A 19,983-nucleotide genomic window follows, 5' to 3' on the forward strand; every position below is an offset into this window, starting at 1 on the left:
CCGTGCCCGAGAAGACCGAGAAACCCGGAACAGAGACGACGGCGGCGGCCGAGGACCGGCCGCGCCGCCGCCAGGCCCGCGGCGAGCGCCGGATCACCCAGCTCCTCGACGCCGCCGCCACCGTCTTCTCCACGACCGGCTACACGGCCGCCAGCACCAACGCCATCGCCCGCGAGGCGGGCGTCTCACCGGGGACGCTGTACCAGTTCTTCCCGAACAAGGAAGCGATCGCGATCGAGCTGGGCAGCCGGCTGATGCACGAGATGCGGCAGTCCTACGACGAGGTCCTCGCCCCGATCTCCCACGCGGCGACCCCGATCGAGGAGGTCATCGCCGAGACCGTCGACCGCTTCGTCGAGTTCAACTGCCGCCACCCGGCCTTCTTCGCGCTGATGCACGGCCCCGACATCCCGGGACGCATAGCCGAGGAGCACGACGCGCTGCACCGCACGCTGGTCACCCGGGTCGAGACGATCCTCGCCCCGTTCGCGCCCGACATCCCCGCACCGGCGGTCACCCGCACCGCCCAGATGTGCGTCGGCATCTACAAGGCGGGCCTGGAGCTGGTGCTGGCCCACGAGGGCGCCGAACGCGAGGCATACGTCCAGGAGCTGAAGGACGCCCTCCTGCGCTACCTGCGACCGCTCGTCAGGGATGTCGAAACTAATACCCCCTAGGGGTACAGTTGGGGTGTGCGGACCCCACGGGTCCCCATGGCCCCACATGCCTCGACGAGGAGTAACGACATGACCGCCCAGACCGACACCACGGGCTCCGTCACCACTGTCTACAAGGTGAGCGGCATGAGCTGCGGACACTGCGAGGGTGCCGTCTCCGGCGAGATCTCCCAGATCTCCGGCGTACGTTCGGTGACGGCCGTCGCCTCGGCCGGCGAGGTCACCGTCGTCTCCGCCACCCCGCTCGACGACGAGGCCGTACGCGCCGCCGTCGACGAGGCCGGTTTCGAGCTGGCCGGGAAAGCCTGAGCCCGAACGACCGGATCGAAGCGCCTGAGACACGCCGGTCCTGGCACTCGTACCGACGTACGGGCCGTACGCCGCCGCCCCGGCTCGTACGGCCCGCTCCGCCTCCCGGGCGCCCCGCATCACCTGGAGTACGGACATGACCAGCACCACCGCCACGGCGCCGACCGACCGCGAGCCGGCGCTCTCCGAGGCCGAGCTGCTCATCGGCGGGATGACCTGCGCCTCCTGCGCGGCCCGCGTGGAGAAGAAGCTCAACCGCATGGACGGCGTCACCGCCACGGTGAACTACGCGACGGAGAAGGCCCGGGTCACCTACCCCGCGGGCACAGAGGTCGCCGACCTGATCGCGACCGTGGTGAAGACCGGGTACACCGCCGAGGAGCCCGCGCCCCCGCAGGAGGAGACGCCCGCCGCCGAGGAGGAGGATCCGGATCTGTCGGCCCTCCGCCGGCGCCTCGTCGTCTCCGCCGCCCTCGCCGTGCCCGTCGTCCTGCTGGCTATGGTCCCGGCGCTCCAGTTCGACAACTGGCAGTGGCTCTCGCTCACCCTCGCCGCACCGGTCGTCGTCTGGGGCGGGCTGCCGTTCCACCGGGCGGCCTGGACGAACGCCCGGCACGCCGCCGCCACCATGGACACGCTGGTCTCCCTCGGCACGCTGGCCGCGTTCGGCTGGTCCCTGTGGGCCCTGTTCCTCGGCGACGCGGGCATGCCCGGCATGCGGCACCCCTTCGAGTTCACGGTCTCGCGCGGCGACGGCGCCTCCTCGATCTACCTGGAGGTCGCCTCCGGCGTCACGGCCTTCATCCTGCTGGGCCGCTACCTGGAGGCCCGCTCCAAGCGCCGTGCGGGGGCGGCCCTGCGCGCGCTCATGGAACTGGGCGCGAAGGACGTCGCCGTACTGCGGGACGGGCGCGAGGTGCGGATCCCGGCGCAGCGGCTGGCCGTCGGCGACCGGTTCGTCGTACGGCCCGGCGAGAAGATCGCCACCGACGGCACCGTGGTCGAGGGCACCTCCGCGGTGGACGCCTCGATGCTGACCGGCGAGTCGGTACCGGTGGACGTCACGGCCGGGGACACGGTCACCGGTGCGACGGTCAACGCGGGCGGGCGGCTCGTCGTCGAGGCCACCCGGATCGGCGCCGACACCCGGCTCGCGCGGATGGCGAAGCTGGTGGAGGACGCGCAGAACGGCAAGGCCGAGGTGCAGAGGCTCGCCGACCGGATCTCCGGGATCTTCGTGCCGGTGGTGCTGCTGATCGCCGCCGCGACGGCCGGGGCGTGGCTCGGTCTGACCGGCGACGGCGTCGCCGCGTTCACCGCCGCCGTCGCGGTCCTGATCATCGCCTGCCCGTGCGCGCTGGGCCTGGCCACCCCGACCGCGCTGATGGTCGGCACGGGCCGCGGCGCCCAGCTCGGCATCCTCATCAAGGGCCCGGAGGTCCTGGAGTCCACGCGCCGGATCGACACGGTCGTCCTGGACAAGACCGGCACGGTCACCACGGGCCGGATGACCCTCCAGGAGGTCCACGTCGCCGAGGGCGCCGACGAGAAGGAGGTGCTGCTGCTGGCGGGCGCCGTCGAGCACGCCTCCGAGCACCCCGTGGCCCGTGCGATCGCGCTGGGCGCCGAGGAGAGGGCCGGACAGCTCCCGGACGTCGAGGGCTTCCAGAACGTCCCCGGGCGGGGCGCACGGGGGCGCGTGGAGGGCCGTGAGGTCGCCGTGGGGCGGCTCTTCGACGACGTACCGCCGGAGCTGGCCCGCGCGCGGGACGAGGCCGAGCGGGCCGGTCGTACGGCCGTCCTGGCCGGCTGGGGCGGGACGGCGCGGGCCGTCCTGGCCGTGGCGGACGCCGTGAAGGAGACCAGCGCCGAGGCGGTGCGCGAGCTGCGCGCGCTGGGGCTCACGCCGGTACTGCTGACCGGGGACAACCGGGCGGTGGCCGAAGCGGTGGCCGAGGCCGTCGGGATCGACCAGGTGATCGCGGAGGTCCTGCCCGAGGACAAGGTCGACGCCGTACGGCGGTTGCAGGCCGAGGGACGGGTCGTCGCGATGGTGGGCGACGGCGTCAACGACGCGGCCGCGCTCGCCACCGCCGACCTGGGCCTGGCCATGGGCACCGGCACGGACGCGGCGATCGAGGCGGGCGATCTGACGCTGGTCCGCGGCGACCTGCGGGCGGCCGCGGACGCGATCCGGCTGTCCCGCCGGACGCTGGCCACGATCAAGGGCAACCTCGTCTGGGCCTTCGGCTACAACGTGGCCGCGCTGCCGCTGGCCGCCGCGGGACTGCTGAACCCGATGATCGCCGGGGCCGCGATGGCCTTCTCCTCGGTCTTCGTCGTCACGAACAGTCTCCGACTACGGACATTCCGGTGAAGTCCCCCGAATTCGCCCTAAGTTCACGGCGAACGTGATATGAGCCCCTCTGGAGTCCCGGGCCCGGCTCACATAAGCTCTTCACAAGGCTCGCGCACCATCCTTACGCTTGAGCCCCGGGAGCTATATCCGGGCTCTTGCGTACCTTATGGACATACGCAAGAGACGCAGATCACAGTGATGTGAACGTAACCATCGAAGGGGTTCGAAGGTCTAAGTTGACGATGTCAGGGAGCGTCTTGGGGGGCGCCACCTGGCATCTGGAGATGTCTTGGGGGACTTCTCCAGAGATGCGTTGCCGGGGCACGTACACCGGGAAGCTTTGAGCGGCCCTCCCGGTCGTGCGCTGTCCCGGCAGACCGCACACACCCGCAGTACGGCGAGATTTGCTCGTTGTGCTCAACAGCGATTCAGGCGCTGTCCTCACAGACGCCCGGCCGGATCCCGTGGGGGAATCCGTACCGGGACTGGGAAGGCGCCCTGGTCGTCGGCCCGTGGGGGGACCGGCGGCAGGGCGCCTTCTTTTCTGCTTTCCGCCTCTCGGACCTTCTCGCTCCGCACGTACGCAAGAGCCCCCGTAACCGCGCCGGAGCGGATACGGGGGCCGAGTGGTACTACGCCTCAGCGCTCCTCGACGGGCACGAAGTCGCGCTCGACGACGCCCGTGTAGATCTGGCGCGGGCGGCCGATGCGGGAGCCCGGCTCCTTGATCATCTCGTGCCACTGGGCGATCCAGCCCGGCAGCCGGCCGAGGGCGAACAGGACCGTGAACATCTCGGTCGGGAAGCCCATGGCCCGGTAGATCAGGCCCGTGTAGAAGTCGACGTTCGGGTAGAGGCTGCGCGAGACGAAGTAGTCGTCGGAGAGCGCGTGCTCCTCCAGCTTCAGCGCGATGTCCAGCAGCTCGTCGGACTTGCCGAGAGCGGACAGCACGTCGTGCGCGGCGGCCTTGATGATCTTGGCGCGCGGGTCGAAGTTCTTGTAGACCCGGTGGCCGAAGCCCATCAGGCGGACGCCGTCCTCCTTGTTCTTCACCTTGCGGATGAAGTTGTCGACGTCACCGCCGGAGTCGCGGATGCCCTCCAGCATCTCCAGCACGGACTGGTTGGCGCCGCCGTGCAGCGGGCCCCACAGCGCGTTGATGCCGGCGGAGATCGAGGCGAACATGTTCGCCTGCGAGGAGCCGACCAGGCGGACCGTGGACGTCGAGCAGTTCTGCTCGTGGTCCGCGTGCAGGATCAGCAGCTTGTCCAGCGCGGAGACCACGGTCGGGTCGAGCTCGTACTCCTGCGCGGGGACCGAGAAGGTCATGCGGAGGAAGTTCTCGACGTAGCCGAGGTCGTTGCGCGGGTAGACGAACGGGTGACCGATCGACTTCTTGTACGCGTACGCCGCGATCGTCGGGAGCTTGGCGAGCAGACGGATCGTGGAGAGATTGCGCTGGCGCTCGTCGAACGGGTTGTGGCTGTCCTGGTAGAACGTGGACAGCGCCGAGACGACCGAGGACAGCATGGCCATCGGGTGGGCGTCGCGCGGGAAGCCCTTGTAGAAGTTCTTGACGTCCTCGTGCAGCAGGGTGTGCTGCGTGATGTCGTTCTTGAACGTCGAGAGCTCGTCGACGGTCGGCAGCTCGCCGTTGATCAGCAGGTAGGCGACGTCCAGGAACGTGGAGCGCTCGGCCAACTGCTCGATCGGGTAGCCGCGGTACCGCAGGATGCCCGCTTCGCCGTCCAGGTAGGTAATGGCGGATTTGTAGGCGGCGGTGTTGCCGTAACCGCTGTCCAGCGTCACCAGACCGGTCTGGGCGCGGAGCTTGCCGATGTCGAAGCCCTTGTCACCGACGGTGCTGTCGATCACCGGGTAGGTGTACTCGTTGCCGTCGTACCGCAGTACTACAGAGTTGTCGCTCACGTCTTCCCTCACCGACGTTGTGCCTCATCTTCGAGGTGCCCTGACTGTCTCTACCATCCCCCACTCGGCTCAGGAGAGTGCACTCGGGGTCGACCATCGGGCCTATTGACGGCACTGAGTGCCGCCAACTTCCTCATCCTGCCCCCTGTGTTCCCCTTCTGGAAGTGGCTTGTGACCTTCACGACTCATTTGATCGATCATTTTTCGTGGAACCGAGCCGGAAGTCGAGTGCCGTGCACCTCCGGCCCGCCGACACCGTGCGCACCGCCTGGCCGATCGCCCTGCGCGAACCGACGAGGACGACCAGCTGTTTGGCCCGCGTGACCGCCGTGTAGAGAAGGTTCCGCTGGAGCATCATCCAGGCGCCCGTGGTGACCGGGATGACGACCGCCGGGTACTCGCTGCCCTGGGAACGGTGGATCGTCACGGCGTAGGCGTGAGCCAGCTCGTCGAGCTCGTCGAACTCGTACGGGACCTCCTCGTCCTCGTCCGTCAGCACCGTCAGACGCTGGTCGACCGGGTCGAGTGAGGTGACCACACCGACGGTGCCGTTGAAGACACCGTTCTTGCCCTTCTCGTAATTGTTGCGAATCTGGGTGACCTTGTCGCCGACACGGAACACCCGTCCGCCGAATCTCTTCTCGGGCAGATCGGGGCGGCCCGGGGTGACGGCCTGCTGGAGCAGGCCGTTGAGAGTGCCCGCGCCCGCCGGGCCCCGGTGCATGGGGGCGAGGACCTGCACGTCCCGGCGCGGGTCGAGCCCGAACTTGGCCGGAATCCGGTGGGCCGCCACATCGACCGTGAGCCTGCCGGCGGCCTCCGTGTCGTCCTCGACGAAGAGGAAGAAGTCCTTCATGCCGTCGGTGAGCGGGTGTTGGCCGGCGTTGATCCGGTGCGCGTTCGTCACAACGCCGGACTGCTGGGCCTGCCGGAAGACCCGGGTGAGGCGGACGGCGGGGATCGGGCTCCCACCGGCCAGGAGGTCGCGCAGCACCTCCCCCGCGCCGACGCTCGGCAGCTGGTCCACATCCCCGACGAAGAGGAGGTGGGCCCCCGGCGGCACGGCCTTGACGAGCTTGTTGGCGAGGAGCAGGTCCAGCATGGACGCCTCGTCGACCACCACCAGGTCGGCGTCCAGCGGGCGGTCCCGGTCGTAGGCCGCGTCGCCGCCGGGCTTCAGCTCCAGCAGGCGGTGGACCGTGGAGGCCTCGGCGCCGGTGAGCTCGGACAGGCGCTTGGCGGCCCGGCCGGTCGGAGCGGCGAGCACGACCTTGGCCTTCTTGGCGCGGGCCAGCTCCACGATGGAGCGGACCGTGAAGGACTTGCCGCAGCCGGGGCCGCCGGTGAGGACGGCGACCTTCTCGGTCAGCGCCAGCTTGACGGCGGCCTCCTGCTCCGGGGCGAGGTCGGCGCCGGTGCGTGTTCTCAGCCAGCCGAGCGCCTTGTCCCAGGCCACCGCCCGGAAGCCCGGCATCCGGTCCTCCTCGGTGCGCAGAAGGCGCAGCAGCTGAGCGGAGAGGGAGAGTTCGGCGCGGTGGAAGGGGACGAGGTAGACGGCGGTGACCGGCTCCGAGCCGCCGTCGGGGCCAGGCACCTTCTCCCGTACGACCCCGGGGTCGCCGCCGTCCTCGGGGACCTCGGCCAGCTCCGCGAGGCACTCGATGACGAGCCCGGTGTCGACCTGGAGCAGCTTCACCGCGTCCGCGATCAGCCGCTCCTCCGGGAGGTAGCAGTTGCCCTGGTCGGTGGCCTGCGACAGCGCGTACTGGAGGCCCGCCTTGACGCGCTCCGGGCTGTCGTGCGGGATGCCGACGGACTGGGCGATCTTGTCGGCGGTGAGGAAGCCGATGCCCCAGACGTCGGCGGCGAGGCGGTAGGGCTGGTTCTTCACGACGGAGATGGACGCGTCGCCGTACTTCTTGTAGATCCGCACGGCGATGGACGTGGACACCTCGACGGTCTGGAGGAAGAGCATGACCTCCTTGATGGCCTTCTGTTCCTCCCAGGCGTCGGCGATCTTCTTCGTCCGCTTGGGCCCGAGGCCCGGGACCTCGATGAGCCGCTTGGGCTCCTCCTCGATGATCTGCAGGGTGTCCAGGCCGAAATGCTGCGTGATCCGGTCGGCGAATACCGGGCCGATGCCCTTGACCAGGCCGGAGCCGAGGTAACGGCGGATGCCCTGGACGGTGGCCGGCAGGACGGTCGTGTAGTTCTCCACGTGGAACTGCTTGCCGTACTGGGGATGCGAGCCCCAGCGGCCCTCCATGCGCAGGGATTCCCCGACCTGGGCGCCGAGCAGCGCGCCCACGACCGTGAGCAGATCGCCGCCGCCTCTGCCGGTGTCGACCCGGGCGACCGTGTAGCCGTTCTCCTCGTTGGCGTACGTGATCCGCTCGAGAACGCCTTCGAGCACGGCGAGCCGCCGTTCGTCGGCGGGGGTTCCCGTGTGGTTGGGCATGATCCGACGGTACCGCCGGGGTACGACACTCAGGCCTCTATGTGACCTTCCTTGACGGCCGTCACGAATGCCGTCCAGCCGTGGGCGGAGAAGACCAGGGTGGGGCCGGTGGTGGTCCTGCTGTCGCGGACGGGTACGTCGGGGTTGTTGCGGGCGACTTCGAGGCACTCTCCTTGATCGCCGCCGCTGTAGCTGGACTTGTACCAGCCGGTGATGCTGCTTTCAGTGGTGCCCATGCGTGTGTTCCTCCGCTGCCGCCCTGACGAGGGCCAGTGACTCCCGCTGCGACAACGCGTCGCTCAGAGCGAGAGAGTAGGCGGTCTGGCATGCGCGTCCTGTTCCCTCCACGCGGACGGCGACGGCGGTCCCCGGCACCCCCCCCCCGTGCCCGTACTGCCGCGACGGCGTCAGCGGCGCGGTGTTCCCTCGCGCGGAGGAACGTCCGTTGCGCGGAGAGGACAACCGGCTCGTCCGCCCCTACCCGGCGGCGAAGGTGAGCCCGTGATGGCCGGGCAACTGCTGCCTTGGACGACTGTCGATGGGAGGCCGTGCTACCTCGTGGGCGAGGGGACGGGCTACGTCTCGCGCCTCGCCGACGAGATCGCGGACGTACAACTCAGCATGGCGGGCGACCTCCTCGGCCACGCCGCCGCACTCCTCGCGGAACGCCGCGTGACGAGCGCGGAGCTGCACTATCTGGCCCTGCGGCTCGCCGAGTCCCTGCGGGACGTCAAGCGGGTCGCGGAGAGCAGAGGGGCCCGGGCTCGCCCATAGCGCAAGCCCTCCTACGCCGTGGGCGGCACCAAGGGCATGAGACGTCGCGTCTGGGACAGCCGCAGCAACTCCCTTACGGTGTTCAACCGAGCCGTGAGGGACTACAGGGCCCCGAAAGACGCCCGCGTCCTTCGTATGGTTGGGCCGAGGGCACTTCGGGTCAAGCTCATCCAGCGAGCAAGGCACGTGCCCACTGTTCTTCGCGCTGTTCGATGTATTCGGCGTCGCTTCGCCAGGCGTCGCCGTGGCCTTCTGCCCAGAGCGTCGCCCATGGCTGGTTGCCTTCGGCCGCTTGGTGGCGCAGGAAGTCGTGCATGGCACGGGTTCGGCGGCCCAGCAGGGGCACCAGGTCACGCCGCTCGGTCTCCTCGAGCCCGTAAGCGTCGGCGAAGATCCGCAGGCGATGGTCAGCGTCGGCACGTTGCCAGTGGGGGTGCGCGGACAGTGGGATGAAGCCGTGCATCGCGTAAGCGACATCCCACAGGCGGGTGCCGGGGCCAGCGGTGTCCCAGTCGATGAAGGCCCATGAGTCCATTCCGTCGGCCACGAGGTTCCACGGGGCCAGGTCGTGATGGGCGATGATGTCAGCTCCCTCGGCAGGGATGAGTACCTGCCAGCGGGCGTCGGGCGGTGGCGTGAAGCCCTCCACGGCGTCGTGGAAGTCCCTGATCAGACGGGCCACATGAGCCAACCGCTGCGAGGCTTCCAGCAGCGCGAATCGGTCGGGCCAGATCACCTCACCTGTCACAAAGGTCAGTACCTCCCTCCCCTGCTCGTCGATGCCCAGGGGGCGAGGAGCCGCCCGGAAGCCCACATCGTGGAGATGGGTGAGCAGTGCGTGCACTGCTGGAGTCCACGGTCCCGCCGGGCGGCGGACGGTGTCACCGATGCGGACGACGCCGGCGCTGACGTTCCCGCCGGACAATGGCTGCTCTTCATCGTGCTGCACAGTGGCAGTCTGGCCGACCAGCCCTTGCCGATCACCTCGATTACGGCGAGCAGGGCTTGTCCCGTCGTTGACGAGAGTGCGCTCGGACCACCCCATGCGCTCCCCTGCGTGGCAGCTCAGTTGCCGGACCGCTCGGCGAGCGTGTGCGCGACGAGGGCATTGGCGTGACCGTGGCCCAGCCCGTGCTCGGCCTTGAGCCAGTTCACGAGCTCCATGTGCTTGGTCAGAGGCGAGGAGCGGATCAGGTCCTTCCACTCCGCAATCGGGCGACCGTACTTCTTCTCGATGGAAGGGAAGTAACTGGCAGGGCCCTTCACGGTGGCGGTCATGTCAGCCGTCCTGTCTGTCCGTTGGTTGCTTCGGTGTTGTCACTGGTATGACCGAGGGGCACGGACGGAGTCATCGGTCGATGAAGGTGTGCTGCGTCACACCTCCTCTCACCGATGTTGCTTCGTCAGTGCCCGCTGAACGGCGTCGGGGAGAGCCGCCGATTCGTACGAACGCGGCGCTGCTCACGGATCGCTGGATGCCGAACCCGGCGCACCCTGCGGTCGAGTGGGACGCTCAAGCAGGACGCACGCCCCACTGCACGGCCTCGCCGCCCTGACGGTGCTCGGCCTGCCGGCCCGCACCGCGGGCGGTGTCCGGTCACTATGACTGCGACCGAGGATGAGAGTCACTCTTCGGACCGCTGCTCGTGCCGGTGGGTGCCGCGGGCCAGTTCCTGTAGCAGCCCGTGCTCGGTCTTCCCGGTATCGCGGGCCATCTTGCGCAGCAGGAGGGCACAGAGGGCCGCCGCCCCGTCCATGAGGGCCTCGGTCGCCATAGGGTCCTCGCGCCGTCGCTCTGCCACGTAGGCCGTCAGCAGGTCGTTGCCGGAGACGTAGGCGGTCATGAACTCGATGCCGTTGCGAAGACGGTCGTAGTCGCTGGTCATAGTCGAACCGTGCCACACCCGGGAGAGGTCATCGCGAGCCGCTGCGGCGGGCGTACGCGCGGGCCGCGCGGGCGCGGTCGCCGCAGCGGGTGGAGCACCACTGGCGGCGGCCGTGGCGGAGGAGGTAGCGGTTGCAGGGCGGGGAGCCGCAGGCGGTGAGGCGTTCGGCGTCGGGGGAGGTGAGCAGGTCGGCGGCGTCGGCGGCGAGGGTGGCCAGCGCGAGGTCGACGATCGCGGTGGTGGGGTGGGGGGCGGTGCGGTAGGGGCCGGTCTTGTCGTCCCACCCCAGCAGCGGGGCGGTGGGGACCCGGGTCATCGCGTCGTTGATGGCCGTGACTGCCGCGGGGAGGGCGGGCAGGCCCTCGGCGCGGGCGGCGAACAGCGACCTGATCTGTTCGCGGAGCGAGCGCAGTTGAGTCGCGCACATCTCCCGCATGCCGGCGTCGACCGGGGCCAGGCCGCGCTGTGTCAGCCAGTGGTTCGCCTGCGCGGGGGTGCCCAGGAGATCGACCGTGTGCCCGCCGGGCAGTGCGATCGCGCTGTTGGCGAGGGCTAGGGAGGGGTGCTCCTCCTCGCCCTGTGCGGGCGGCGGGGCGGGGTTTTCGGTCACGGACTCCTCCATGCTTCTCATGGTACGGCTTGCCTGTATCCGTGAGAAGCAGTTACGGTCGTCTCACGGTTCGAACGCATCTATCCGTGAGGTTCTTCATGTCTGCCCTTCCTGCGACGACCGCGCCCTTCCCCGTCCGCGTCTTCGGCGGCCCGACCGCCCTCTTCGAGTACGGCGGCCTGCGCTTCCTGACCGACCCGACCTTCGACGCCCCCGGCGACTTCCCGGCGCCCGCCGTGATCCTGACCAAGACCTCCCCGGCTGCCTGCGCACCCGCCGAGCTCGGCCCCCTCGACGTGGTGCTCCTCTCGCACGACGAGCACGCCGACAACCTCGACACCTCCGGGCGGGCGCTGCTCGCCGACGTCCCGCTCACCCTCACCACCCCCGGGGGAGGACAGCGCCTCGGCGAGAGGGCCACGGGCCTGGCCGACTGGCAGTCCGTCGAGCTCGACCGCCCCGACGGAGGCACGGTCACCGTCACGGGCGTCCCCGCCATCCACGGCCCCGGCCCCCGCGAGGAGGTCGAGCCGATCACCGGCCAGGTCGTCGGCTTCGTCCTGACCGGCGAGGGTCTGCCCACCGTCTACGTCAGCGGCGACAACGCCTCACTCGACGCGGTGAAGGAGATCGCCGAGCGCTTCGCCCCGGTGGACACCGCCATCCTGTTCGCCGGCGCGCCGCGCTTCGCCGAAGTCTTCGACGGAAAGGTGATCGTCCTGGACAGCGCCATGGCCGCCGAGGCCGCGCGGATCCTCGGCGCCCGCCGCGTGGTCCCCGTCCACTACGACAGCTGGGCCCACTTCACCGAGGGCCGCGAGGAGTTGGCAGCCGCCTTCGCCGCCGCCGGACTGGCCGACCGTCTGGACTGGGGCGGACGCGACTGACCTGCCTCATTTCCGCCAGAACAAGTGATGCGTCACCCCGCTCGGGCTCGGCACGACATCGCAGTGGAACCGGTCGAACAACTCCTCGGGGGACTCCCAGAGCCGCGAACCGGATCCGAGTCTCACCGGCGAGACCGCCACGTGCAGCGTGTCGACCAGGTCGGCGTCGAGGAACTCCCGGATGGTCATGGCCCCGCCGCCGAGCCGGACGTCCTTGCCCTGTGCCGCCTCCCGGGCCTGTTCGAGGACCGCGGCCGGGTCGCCGCCGACGAAGTGGAACGTCGTGTCGGAGAGAGTGAACGAAGGGCGCTCGTGGTGGGTCATGACGAACACCGGCGTGTGGAACGGGGGCTCGTCACCCCACCAGCCCTTCCACTCGTAGTCCTGCCAGGGGCCGCGCTGGGGACCGAACTTGTTGCGGCCCATGATCTCGGCGCCGATGTTGTTCGCGAAGTCGCGTGTGAGGTAGTCGTCGAGACCGCGGCTCCCGCCGGGGTCGGTGCGGTTGGGCCAGCTCGCCGTGGCACCGGCCCAGGCGAACATCTGCCCCGGATCGGCGTGGCCGAACGGGCGCTCCAGGCTCTGGTGCTCGCCGGCGCCGAATCCGTCACTCGAGACGTTGAAGTTCTGCACTCGCAGTAGCTGGTGGGGCACGGCACTCCTCCTGTGGTGGTCGGTCGACGTGGGATGGACCGCCCGGGCCACCGAAACTCATCGGCGCCCCGGGCGGTTCCCCCGGTTTCCCGGCCCGCCCGCACCCCGGGATTCCAGCCCACCTCCCCCGTCGGCCCCCGGGCTCACCCGCCCGTCGGCATCCCCGGATCCCGGCTCACCCGCCCGTCGGTCCCCCGCTCACCCGGCCTGCGCGGCCACGTGCTCGATCACCTGCTGGAACCCCTCGCTCGGCGAGAACTCCACGAACTCGCTGTCCTCCAGGGCGACCGGGACGCGGCCCGGGCCCCAGTAGCAGGCCTGTCCCGCCTCGTACTCCTCCTCGCCGGAGGCCGTGCGCATCCTGATGCGGCCCTTCAGCGGATAGCCCCAGTGAGGGCACTGGCACGCGTCGTCGGCCAGGCCCTTGAGGGGCGGGCCGTGTCCGGGCCCTGGGGCAGGCTGGGGTAGCCCACCGACAGGCCGCCGCCGATCGGCATGAGGCACAGTTCCACGCCGTTGCCCTCGAGCGCGACGGGTACGTCGATCCGAGTCGCCGCCGTCATCATTCCTCCCGCTCCGGCCCGGCCCGGGCCTCGCGACAACGGACCCCTTCCTTCCAGCCTGGACCGCCAGGCCGCGCCCCGCGACATCACGATCCGGTCAAGAGGTGCCCTCGGGGTCTTGATTTACCGGCGTGTAATCGATTCCATCCACCCGTCGATGTAATCGATTCCACGAGCGCTTACGCAAGTGCTCCCACGACTGATCCACAAGGAGGTGGAGCGGCGGTGGCCAGCATCAAGGACGTCGCTGCCGAGGCGGGCGTCTCCGTCGCCACGGTCTCGCGCGTCCTGAACGACCACCCGTCGGTCAGCGCCGACGCACGCACGCGCGTGCTGGCCGCCGTCGAGTCCCTGGGCTACCGCCCGAACGCCGTCGCCCGCTCCCTGCGCACCGACCAGACCCACACCCTCGGCCTGGTCATCAGCGACGTGATGAACCCGTACTTCACCGAACTGGCCCGCTCCGTCGAGGAGGAGGCCCGCGCGCTCGGCTACAGCGTCATCATCGGCAACGCCGACGAGCGGCCCGACCTCCAGGACCACCACGTACGCAACCTGCTGGACCGGCGGATCGACGGACTGCTCGTCTCCCCGACGGACGGCGGCTCGCCGCTGATGCTGGACGCCGCGCGGGCGGGGACGCCCATGGTGTTCGTGGACCGGTGGATCCCGGGCGTGGACGTGCCGGTGGTCCGGGCGGACGGGCGGGCGGCCGTACGGGATCTCGTGGCGCATCTGCACGGGCTCGGGCACCGGCGGCTCGCGATCATCGCGGGCCCGGCGGCGACCACGACCGGCCGGGAGCGCGTGGAGGTCTTCAGGGAGGCCCTGGGCGCCCACGGCCTCGCCCTGCCCGACGCCTACATAGGGCAGGGCGACTTCCAGGCCGAGAGCGGCCGGCGGGTCACCGAGGGCTTCCTCGACCTGGCCGAGCCGCCCGAGGTCGTGTTCGCGGCCGACAACCTGATGGCGCTCGGCGCGCTGGACGCCGTACGCGCGCGCGGACTGCGCGTACCGGACGACATGGCGCTGGCCGCGTTCGACGACATCCCGTGGTTCGTGCACACCGATCCGCCGGTCACCGCGATCGCCCAGCCCACGGGCGAGCTGGGACGCGCAGCCGTGCGCGCGCTGGTCGACCGGATCGAGGGGCGGCCCGGCGAGTCCGTCACCCTCCCCGCCCGTCTCGTCGTACGCCGTTCGTGCGGCGAGCCGGCCCCGCACAGTCCCCCGCTGTGCGGTCCCCCGTACAAAGGAGTACGACGTGAGCAACGCGGACGAGTTGCTGCGCATCGAGGGCATACGGAAGACCTTCCCGGGTGTGGTCGCGCTGGACGGCGTGGACTTCGCCCTGCGCCGGGGCGAGGTGCACGTGCTGCTCGGTGAGAACGGCGCGGGCAAGAGCACCCTCATCAAGATGCTCTCCGGCGCCTACACGCCCGACGCCGGGCGGATCCTGGTCGGCGGTGAGGAGGTGCGCATCAGCGGTGCGCAGGACTCCGAGCGGCTCGGGATCGCCACCATCTACCAGGAGTTCAACCTCGTACCGGATCTGACGGTCGCCGAGAACATCTTCCTGGGGCGGCAGCCGCGCCGGTTCGGGATGATCGACCGGAAGCGGACGGAGGCCGACGCCGAGGTGCTCCTCGCGCGTGTGGGCGTGAAGGTGTCGCCCCGCGCGCGTGTACGCGAACTGGGCATCGCGCGCCTCCAGATGGTCGAGATCGCCAAGGCGCTGAGCCTCGACGCGCGCGTGCTCATCATGGACGAGCCGACCGCCGTGCTCACCTCCGAGGAGGTCGAGAAGCTCTTCGGAATCGTGCGCACGCTGCGCGAGGACGGCGTCGGGATCGTCTTCATCACGCATCATCTGGAGGAGATCGCCGCCCTCGGTGACCGGGTGACGGTCATCCGGGACGGCAGGAGCGTCGGGCAGGTGCCCGCCTCCGCGCCCGAGGACGAGCTGGTACGGCTCATGGTGGGGCGGTCGATCGAGCAGCAGTATCCGCGCGAACGGGCCGATCGCGGCGCCGCGTTGCTGTCCGTCGAAGGGCTCACCCGCGACGGCGTCTTCCACGACGTCAGCTTCGAGGTGCACGCCGGTGAGGTCGTCGGCATCGCGGGGCTGGTCGGCGCCGGCCGTACGGAGGTGGTACGGGCCGTGTTCGGGGCGGACCCGTACGACAAGGGGGCCGTGAGGGTCGCCGGGGCCGGCGTGCCCAAGTACGACGTCAACGCGGCGATGGCCGCGGGTATCGGGCTCATCCCCGAGGACCGCAAGGGCCAGGGCCTGGTGCTGGACGCGTCGGTCGAGGAGAACCTCGGGCTGGTGACGCTGCGGTCGGCCACCCGGGCGGGGCTCGTCGACCTCAAGGGGCAGCGCGAGGCCGCCGAGCGGATCGCGGGGCAGCTCGGGGTGCGGATGGCGGGCCTCGGCCAGCATGTGCGCACCCTCTCCGGCGGCAACCAGCAGAAGGTCGTCATCGGCAAGTGGCTGCTCGCCGACACCAAGGTGCTGATCCTCGACGAGCCGACGCGCGGTATCGACGTCGGCGCCAAGGTCGAGATCTACCAGCTCGTCAACGAACTCACCGCCGCCGGCGCGGCCGTCCTGATGATCTCCAGCGATCTGCCCGAGGTGCTCGGCATGAGCGACCGGGTGCTGGTGATGGCCCAGGGCCGGATCGCCGGCGAACTCTCCGCCGACGAGGCGACCCAGGACGCCGTGATGGCACTCGCCGTCAGCACTCCGACGACCACGATCACGACCGGAACGGAGGCCTCCCGTGGCCACTGACACGCTCAGGAGAACGACGGGCGCGGGTGGCGCCTCGGGCGGCCTGCGCCGTCTCCTGCTCGACAACGGCGCGCTCACCGCGCTCATCGTCCTCGTCGTCGCGATGTCGGCGCTGTCCGGCGACTTCCTGACGACCGACAACCTCCTCAACGTCGGCGTGCAGGCGGCCGTCACCGCCATCCTCGCCTTCGGCGTCACCTTCGTCATCGTCTCGGCGGGCATCGACCTGTCGGTCGGCTCGGTCGCCGCGCTCTCGGCCACGGTCCTCGCGTGGAGCGCCACGTCGGCGGGCGTCCCGGTGTTCCTCGCCGTCCTGCTGGCCATAGCGACCGGTATCGCGTGCGGCCTGGTCAACGGCATCCTGATCTCCTACGGCAAGCTGCCGCCGTTCATCGCGACGCTGGCGATGCTGTCCGTGGCCCGCGGTCTGTCCCTCGTCATCTCCGAGGGCTCGCCGATCGCCTTCCCCGACTCGGTCTCCCACCTCGGTGACACGCTCGGCGGCTGGCTGCCGGTGCCGGTGCTCGTCATGGTCGTGATGGGCCTGATCGCCGCCTTCGTGCTCGGCCGGACGTACATCGGCCGCTCCATGTACGCGATCGGCGGCAACGAGGAGGCCGCGCGGCTGTCCGGCCTGCGCGTGAAGAAGCAGAAGCTCGCGATCTACGCCTTCTCGGGCGTCTTCGCCGCCGCCGCGGGCGTCGTGCTCGCCGCCCGGCTGTCCTCCGCGCAGCCGCAGGCCGCCGACGGCTACGAGCTGGACGCGATCGCCGCGGTCGTCATCGGCGGCGCCTCCCTCGCGGGCGGTACGGGCAAGGCGTCCGGCACGCTGATCGGCGCCCTGATCCTGGCCGTGCTCCGCAACGGGCTGAACCTGCTGAACGTGTCGGCGTTCTGGCAGCAGGTCGTCATCGGCGTCGTCATCGCGCTGGCCGTGCTGCTCGACACCGCGCGCCGCAAGGCCGGGGCGACCCCGGTCGGGGCCGGCACCGGCGGCGACAAGGGCAAGCAGGCGGTGACGTACGCGCTGGCGGCCGTCGTCACCGTCGCGATCGTCGGCGCCACGTCCTTCCTGCATGGCGGCTCCTCCGCCGCGAGCACCCCGAAGATGGGCCTGTCGCTGTCCACCCTCAACAACCCCTTCTTCGTGCAGATCCGGGCGGGCGCCCAGGCCGAGGCGAAGAAGCTGGGTGTGGACCTGACCGTCACGGACGCGCAGAACGACGCCTCCCAGCAGGCCAACCAGCTCCAGAACTTCACCAGTTCCGGGCTCGGCGCGATCATCGTCAACCCGGTCGACTCGGACGCGGCGAGCAACTCGGTGAAGGCCGCCGACAAGGCGAAGATCCCGGTCATCGCCGTCGACCGCGGCGTCAACAACGCCAAGACGGACACCCTCGTCGCCTCCGACAACGTCACCGGCGGTGAACTCGCCGCCCAGACCATCGCCGACAAGCTGGGCGGCAAGGGCAAGATCGTGATCCTCCAGGGCCAGGCCGGCACGTCCGCCGCCCGTGAGCGCGCCCAGGGCTTCGCCAACGGTCTCAAGGCCTACCCGGGCATCCAGGTCGTGGCCCAGCAGCCCGCGGACTTCGACCGCACCAAGGGCCTCGACGTGATGTCGAACCTGCTCCAGGCCCACCCGGACGTCCAGGGCGTCATCGCCGCGAACGACGAGATGGCGCTCGGCGCGATCAAGGCGCTGGGCTCCAAGGCCTGGCACGTCGGTCTCCGTGGTCGGCTTCGACGGCACGCCTGACGGACTGAAGGCGGTCGAGGGCGGCACGCTGTACGCGTCCGTGGCGCAGCAGCCGTCCCAGCTCGGGAGGATCGCCGTGGACAACGCACTGAAGGCACTCCAGGGCAAGAAGGTCGAGGAGACGGTGAAGGTGCCGGTGAAGGTGGTCACGAAGGAGAACGTGGCCGGCTTCAGCGGCTGACATCGGGGAACGGCGGGCGAGCACCCAGGACCGGTGGGGCCGCCCGCCATGTCACTCACGTGGGGAGACAACTCATGTACGACTACGACCTCCTGGTCGTGGGGTCGGCCAACGCCGACCTCGTGATCGGCGTCGAGCGCCGGCCCGGTGCCGGCGAGACCGTACTCGGCTCCGACCTGGCCGTCCACCCGGGCGGCAAGGGCGCGAACCAGGCGGTCGCGGCCGCCCGGCTCGGCGCCCGTACGGCTCTGCTGGCCCGGGTCGGCGACGACGCGTACGGACGCCTGCTGCTGGACTCACAGCGGGAGTCCGGCGTGGACACGGTGGGTGTCCTGGTGGGCGGCGCGCCGACCGGGGTCGCGCTGATCACGGTCGACCCGTCCGGAGACAACAGCATCGTGGTCTCGCCGGGCGCGAACGGCCGGCTGGCCCCGGAGGACGTCAGCGCCGCCGGGAGCCTCTTCCACGCCTCCCGGGTGGTCTCGGCGCAGCTGGAGATCCCGCTGGAGACCGTGGTGGAGGTCGTACGGAACCTGGCGCCGGAGAGCCGTTTCGTGCTGAACCCCTCGCCGCCGCGGCCCCTTCCGCAGGAGGTGCTGGCGGCGTGCGACCCGCTGATCGTCAACGAGCACGAGGCGAAGGTGATCCTGGGCTCGGCCGCCGTGGGGGACGGCCCGGAGGACTGGGCGCGGATCCTGCTCGCGAAGGGCCCGCGGTCGGTGGTGGTGACGCTGGGCGCGGAGGGCGCGCTGGTCGCTTCCGCGGAGGGTGTCTCCCGGGTTCCGTCCGTGAAGGTGAGCGCCGTCGACACGACCGGCGCGGGTGACGCGTTCACCGCCGCGCTGGCCTTCCGGCTGGGGGCCGGTGAGTCCCTCGCGGAGGCGGCCGCGTACGCGGCGCGGGTCGGGGCGCTGACCGTGACGAAGGAGGGTGCGCAGGCGTCCTTCCCGACGGCGGCGGAGGTCGCTGAGCTGTGAAGCGGAACGGAATACTGAACCGTCACCTCGCCGGTGCGCTGGCCGAGCTGGGCCACGGGGACGGGGTGCTGGTGTGCGACGCGGGCATGCCCATTCCCGACGGCCCCCGGGTGGTGGACCTCGCCTTCCGGGCCGGGGTGCCGACGTTCTCCGAGGTGCTGGAGGGGCTGCTGGCCGAGCTGGTGGTCGAGGGGGCGACGGCCGCGGAGGAGGTTCGGGAAGCGAACCAGGAGGCTTCGGACCTCCTGGACGGGCACTTCCCGTCGCTGGACCTGGTGCCGCACGAGCGGCTCAAGGAGCTGTCGGCCGGGGCCCGGCTGGTGGTCCGCACGGGCGAGGCACGGCCGTACGCGAACGTGCTGCTGAGGTGCGGCGTCTTCTTCTGACCGCCGGTCACGCAGATGCTTCGAGGGGGCCCGGTCCGTCGACCGGGCCCCCTCGGCTTTCCCCTCCCGTCAGAACCCCCGCGATCCCCCCAGATCTCCCCCCAGAAAGTCCTGACGCCATGTACGACCCGCGGAGGACGGAAAGGGTTGCACGGTCAGGTGAGAATTTCTTGCCGGACCCTTGCCGGAATCTTGTCGGAGCCCTGAGAGATCACCGCGCCGACCGCGTCAGCACCCGGGTGAGGCCGCCGTCGTCCTCCTCGACGTCCCGGACGTGCGCGAACCCGATCCGTCCGAGCAGGCGCAGCGATGCCTCGTTCCGCGCGGCGACGGTGGCGTGCACCTCGGTCAGCCCGAGCACGTCGAAGCCGTAGCCCACGAGCGCCTCCGCCAGCTCCGTCCCGAGCCCGCTGCCCCAGGCCTCCGGTGCCAGGGCGTAGACGATCTCGTGACCGTCGACCGCGTCCGTCCGCTTGATCTCCGCGTGCCCGATCAGTCGCCCGCCGCGCCGGACCGCCCACACGTCGAACAGACCCTGGGCATAGACCTTGGTGAAGATCCGCCCGAACAGGGCCCGGTCGTCCGCCTCGGCAGCGGGGCCGTCACCCATCCAACGGGAGACCCTGGTGTCCTGGAACAGGGCGACGAAGTCCTCTTCGTCGCCCGGGGTGTAGGCGTCGAGGAGCAGGCGGGTGGTGCGCAGGGTTGGGGGCATGGGCGGCGACGCTAGCGACGCGGGCGGCCGCGCTGCAATCCGTTTCGGCGGCCGTCGACCTT

The 19,983-nt window shown here is 70.5% G+C and carries 20 protein-coding genes and 2 pseudogenes; 10 read left to right on the forward strand and 12 right to left on the reverse strand.

Translation table 11 applies throughout. The annotated features are described in order from the left end of the window. Nucleotides 1-2: 2 nt before the first annotated feature. From V8690_RS14895 to V8690_RS14905, 3 genes are all read left to right on the forward strand, one after another. Nucleotides 3-677 carry a TetR/AcrR family transcriptional regulator gene (locus tag V8690_RS14895; protein ID WP_338779162.1) on the forward strand — a complete coding sequence of 225 codons (675 nt, stop codon included), beginning with the start codon at nt 3-5 and terminating at the stop codon, nt 675-677. Nucleotides 678-746: 69 nt separating this feature from the next. Beyond that, nucleotides 747-986 carry a heavy-metal-associated domain-containing protein gene (locus V8690_RS14900; RefSeq protein WP_338779164.1) on the forward strand — a complete coding sequence of 80 codons (240 nt, stop codon included), beginning with the start codon at nt 747-749 and terminating at the stop codon, nt 984-986. Between the two features lie 136 nt (nt 987-1,122). Beyond that, nucleotides 1,123-3,363, forward strand: coding sequence for a heavy metal translocating P-type ATPase (locus V8690_RS14905; protein ID WP_338779166.1), 2,241 nt, complete (start codon nt 1,123-1,125; stop codon nt 3,361-3,363). A gap of 621 nt (nt 3,364-3,984) precedes the next feature. On the opposite strand, the gene V8690_RS14910 is transcribed toward V8690_RS14905, so the two are convergent. The 4 genes and pseudogenes from V8690_RS14910 to V8690_RS14925 all read right to left on the reverse strand — a co-directional run. Then, entirely contained in the window at nt 3,985-5,274 is a 1,290-nt protein-coding gene (locus V8690_RS14910; RefSeq protein WP_338779168.1) for a citrate synthase, read from the reverse strand. Between the two features lie 178 nt (nt 5,275-5,452). Next, complete coding sequence (locus V8690_RS14915) at nt 5,453-7,732, reverse strand: ATP-dependent RecD-like DNA helicase (protein WP_338779169.1); 2,280 nt, start codon at nt 7,730-7,732, stop codon at nt 5,453-5,455. 29 nt (nt 7,733-7,761) lie between these two features. Next, nucleotides 7,762-7,968 carry a DUF397 domain-containing protein gene (locus V8690_RS14920; RefSeq protein ID WP_338779171.1) on the reverse strand — a complete coding sequence of 69 codons (207 nt, stop codon included), beginning with the start codon at nt 7,966-7,968 and terminating at the stop codon, nt 7,762-7,764. Further along, nucleotides 7,955-8,062, reverse strand: a pseudogene (locus tag V8690_RS14925) (transcriptional regulator); the annotation flags it as partial. The gene V8690_RS14920 and the pseudogene V8690_RS14925, both read right to left, overlap by 14 nt. A gap of 174 nt (nt 8,063-8,236) precedes the next feature. Between V8690_RS14925 and V8690_RS14930 the strand changes: the two are divergent. Next, nucleotides 8,237-8,506: a hypothetical protein gene (locus V8690_RS14930; protein ID WP_338779173.1), complete on the forward strand. Its 270-nt coding sequence runs from the start codon at nt 8,237-8,239 to the stop codon at nt 8,504-8,506. Between the two features lie 166 nt (nt 8,507-8,672). Here the strand turns inward: V8690_RS14930 and V8690_RS14935 are convergent, their stop codons facing one another. The 4 genes from V8690_RS14935 to V8690_RS14950 form a co-directional block, all read right to left on the reverse strand. After that, nucleotides 8,673-9,455, reverse strand: a complete 783-nt coding sequence (locus V8690_RS14935; RefSeq protein ID WP_338779174.1) for a phosphotransferase — start codon at nt 9,453-9,455, stop codon at nt 8,673-8,675. 116 nt (nt 9,456-9,571) lie between these two features. Beyond that, nucleotides 9,572-9,784 carry a DUF4287 domain-containing protein gene (locus tag V8690_RS14940; protein WP_319189267.1) on the reverse strand — a complete coding sequence of 71 codons (213 nt, stop codon included), beginning with the start codon at nt 9,782-9,784 and terminating at the stop codon, nt 9,572-9,574. 347 nt (nt 9,785-10,131) lie between these two features. Beyond that, nucleotides 10,132-10,392, reverse strand: coding sequence for a hypothetical protein (locus V8690_RS14945; RefSeq protein WP_338779178.1), 261 nt, complete (start codon nt 10,390-10,392; stop codon nt 10,132-10,134). A gap of 28 nt (nt 10,393-10,420) precedes the next feature. Then, on the reverse strand, nt 10,421-11,014 hold the full coding sequence (locus tag V8690_RS14950) for a CGNR zinc finger domain-containing protein (protein ID WP_338779179.1): 594 nt from the start codon (nt 11,012-11,014) through the stop codon (nt 10,421-10,423). Nucleotides 11,015-11,100: 86 nt separating this feature from the next. On the opposite strand from V8690_RS14950, the gene V8690_RS14955 reads away from it, so the two are divergent. Further along, nucleotides 11,101-11,889, forward strand: coding sequence for an MBL fold metallo-hydrolase (locus tag V8690_RS14955; protein ID WP_338779180.1), 789 nt, complete (start codon nt 11,101-11,103; stop codon nt 11,887-11,889). A gap of 6 nt (nt 11,890-11,895) precedes the next feature. Here V8690_RS14955 and V8690_RS14960 read toward each other — a convergent pair whose 3' ends face one another. From V8690_RS14960 to V8690_RS14970, 3 genes are all read right to left on the reverse strand, one after another. Beyond that, complete coding sequence (locus V8690_RS14960) at nt 11,896-12,543, reverse strand: dihydrofolate reductase family protein (RefSeq protein WP_338779181.1); 648 nt, start codon at nt 12,541-12,543, stop codon at nt 11,896-11,898. Between the two features lie 198 nt (nt 12,544-12,741). Next, nucleotides 12,742-12,903: a hypothetical protein gene (locus V8690_RS14965; protein WP_338779183.1), complete on the reverse strand. Its 162-nt coding sequence runs from the start codon at nt 12,901-12,903 to the stop codon at nt 12,742-12,744. A 14-nt stretch (nt 12,904-12,917) separates the two neighbouring features. Further along, nucleotides 12,918-13,106, reverse strand: a complete 189-nt coding sequence (locus V8690_RS14970) for a hypothetical protein (protein ID WP_338779185.1) — start codon at nt 13,104-13,106, stop codon at nt 12,918-12,920. 225 nt (nt 13,107-13,331) lie between these two features. Here V8690_RS14970 and V8690_RS14975 point away from each other — a divergent pair, with 225 nt between their 5' ends. The 5 genes and pseudogenes from V8690_RS14975 (at nt 13,332) to rbsD (ending at nt 19,206) form a co-directional block, all read left to right on the forward strand. Then, nucleotides 13,332-14,492, forward strand: coding sequence for a LacI family DNA-binding transcriptional regulator (locus V8690_RS14975; protein ID WP_338779186.1), 1,161 nt, complete (start codon nt 13,332-13,334; stop codon nt 14,490-14,492). Next, entirely contained in the window at nt 14,389-15,903 is a 1,515-nt protein-coding gene (locus tag V8690_RS14980; RefSeq protein ID WP_338785359.1) for a sugar ABC transporter ATP-binding protein, read from the forward strand. Before V8690_RS14975 ends, V8690_RS14980 begins: the two co-directional genes overlap by 104 nt. Further along, a pseudogene (locus V8690_RS14985) lies at nt 15,893-17,843 on the forward strand (substrate-binding domain-containing protein). The gene V8690_RS14980 and the pseudogene V8690_RS14985 overlap by 11 nt, the downstream one beginning before the upstream one ends. Before the next feature lie 74 nt (nt 17,844-17,917). Next, nucleotides 17,918-18,820: a ribokinase gene (locus V8690_RS14990; protein ID WP_338779187.1), complete on the forward strand. Its 903-nt coding sequence runs from the start codon at nt 17,918-17,920 to the stop codon at nt 18,818-18,820. Beyond that, nucleotides 18,817-19,206, forward strand: coding sequence for a D-ribose pyranase (gene rbsD / locus V8690_RS14995; RefSeq protein ID WP_338779189.1), 390 nt, complete (start codon nt 18,817-18,819; stop codon nt 19,204-19,206). Before V8690_RS14990 ends, rbsD begins: the two co-directional genes overlap by 4 nt. Before the next feature lie 211 nt (nt 19,207-19,417). Here the strand turns inward: rbsD and V8690_RS15000 are convergent, their stop codons facing one another. Then, complete coding sequence (locus V8690_RS15000) at nt 19,418-19,921, reverse strand: GNAT family N-acetyltransferase (protein ID WP_338779190.1); 504 nt, start codon at nt 19,919-19,921, stop codon at nt 19,418-19,420. Nucleotides 19,922-19,983 lie beyond the last annotated feature (62 nt).

This window comes from Streptomyces sp. DG1A-41 (genome assembly GCF_037055355.1).
Classification (GTDB): domain Bacteria; phylum Actinomycetota; class Actinomycetes; order Streptomycetales; family Streptomycetaceae; genus Streptomyces.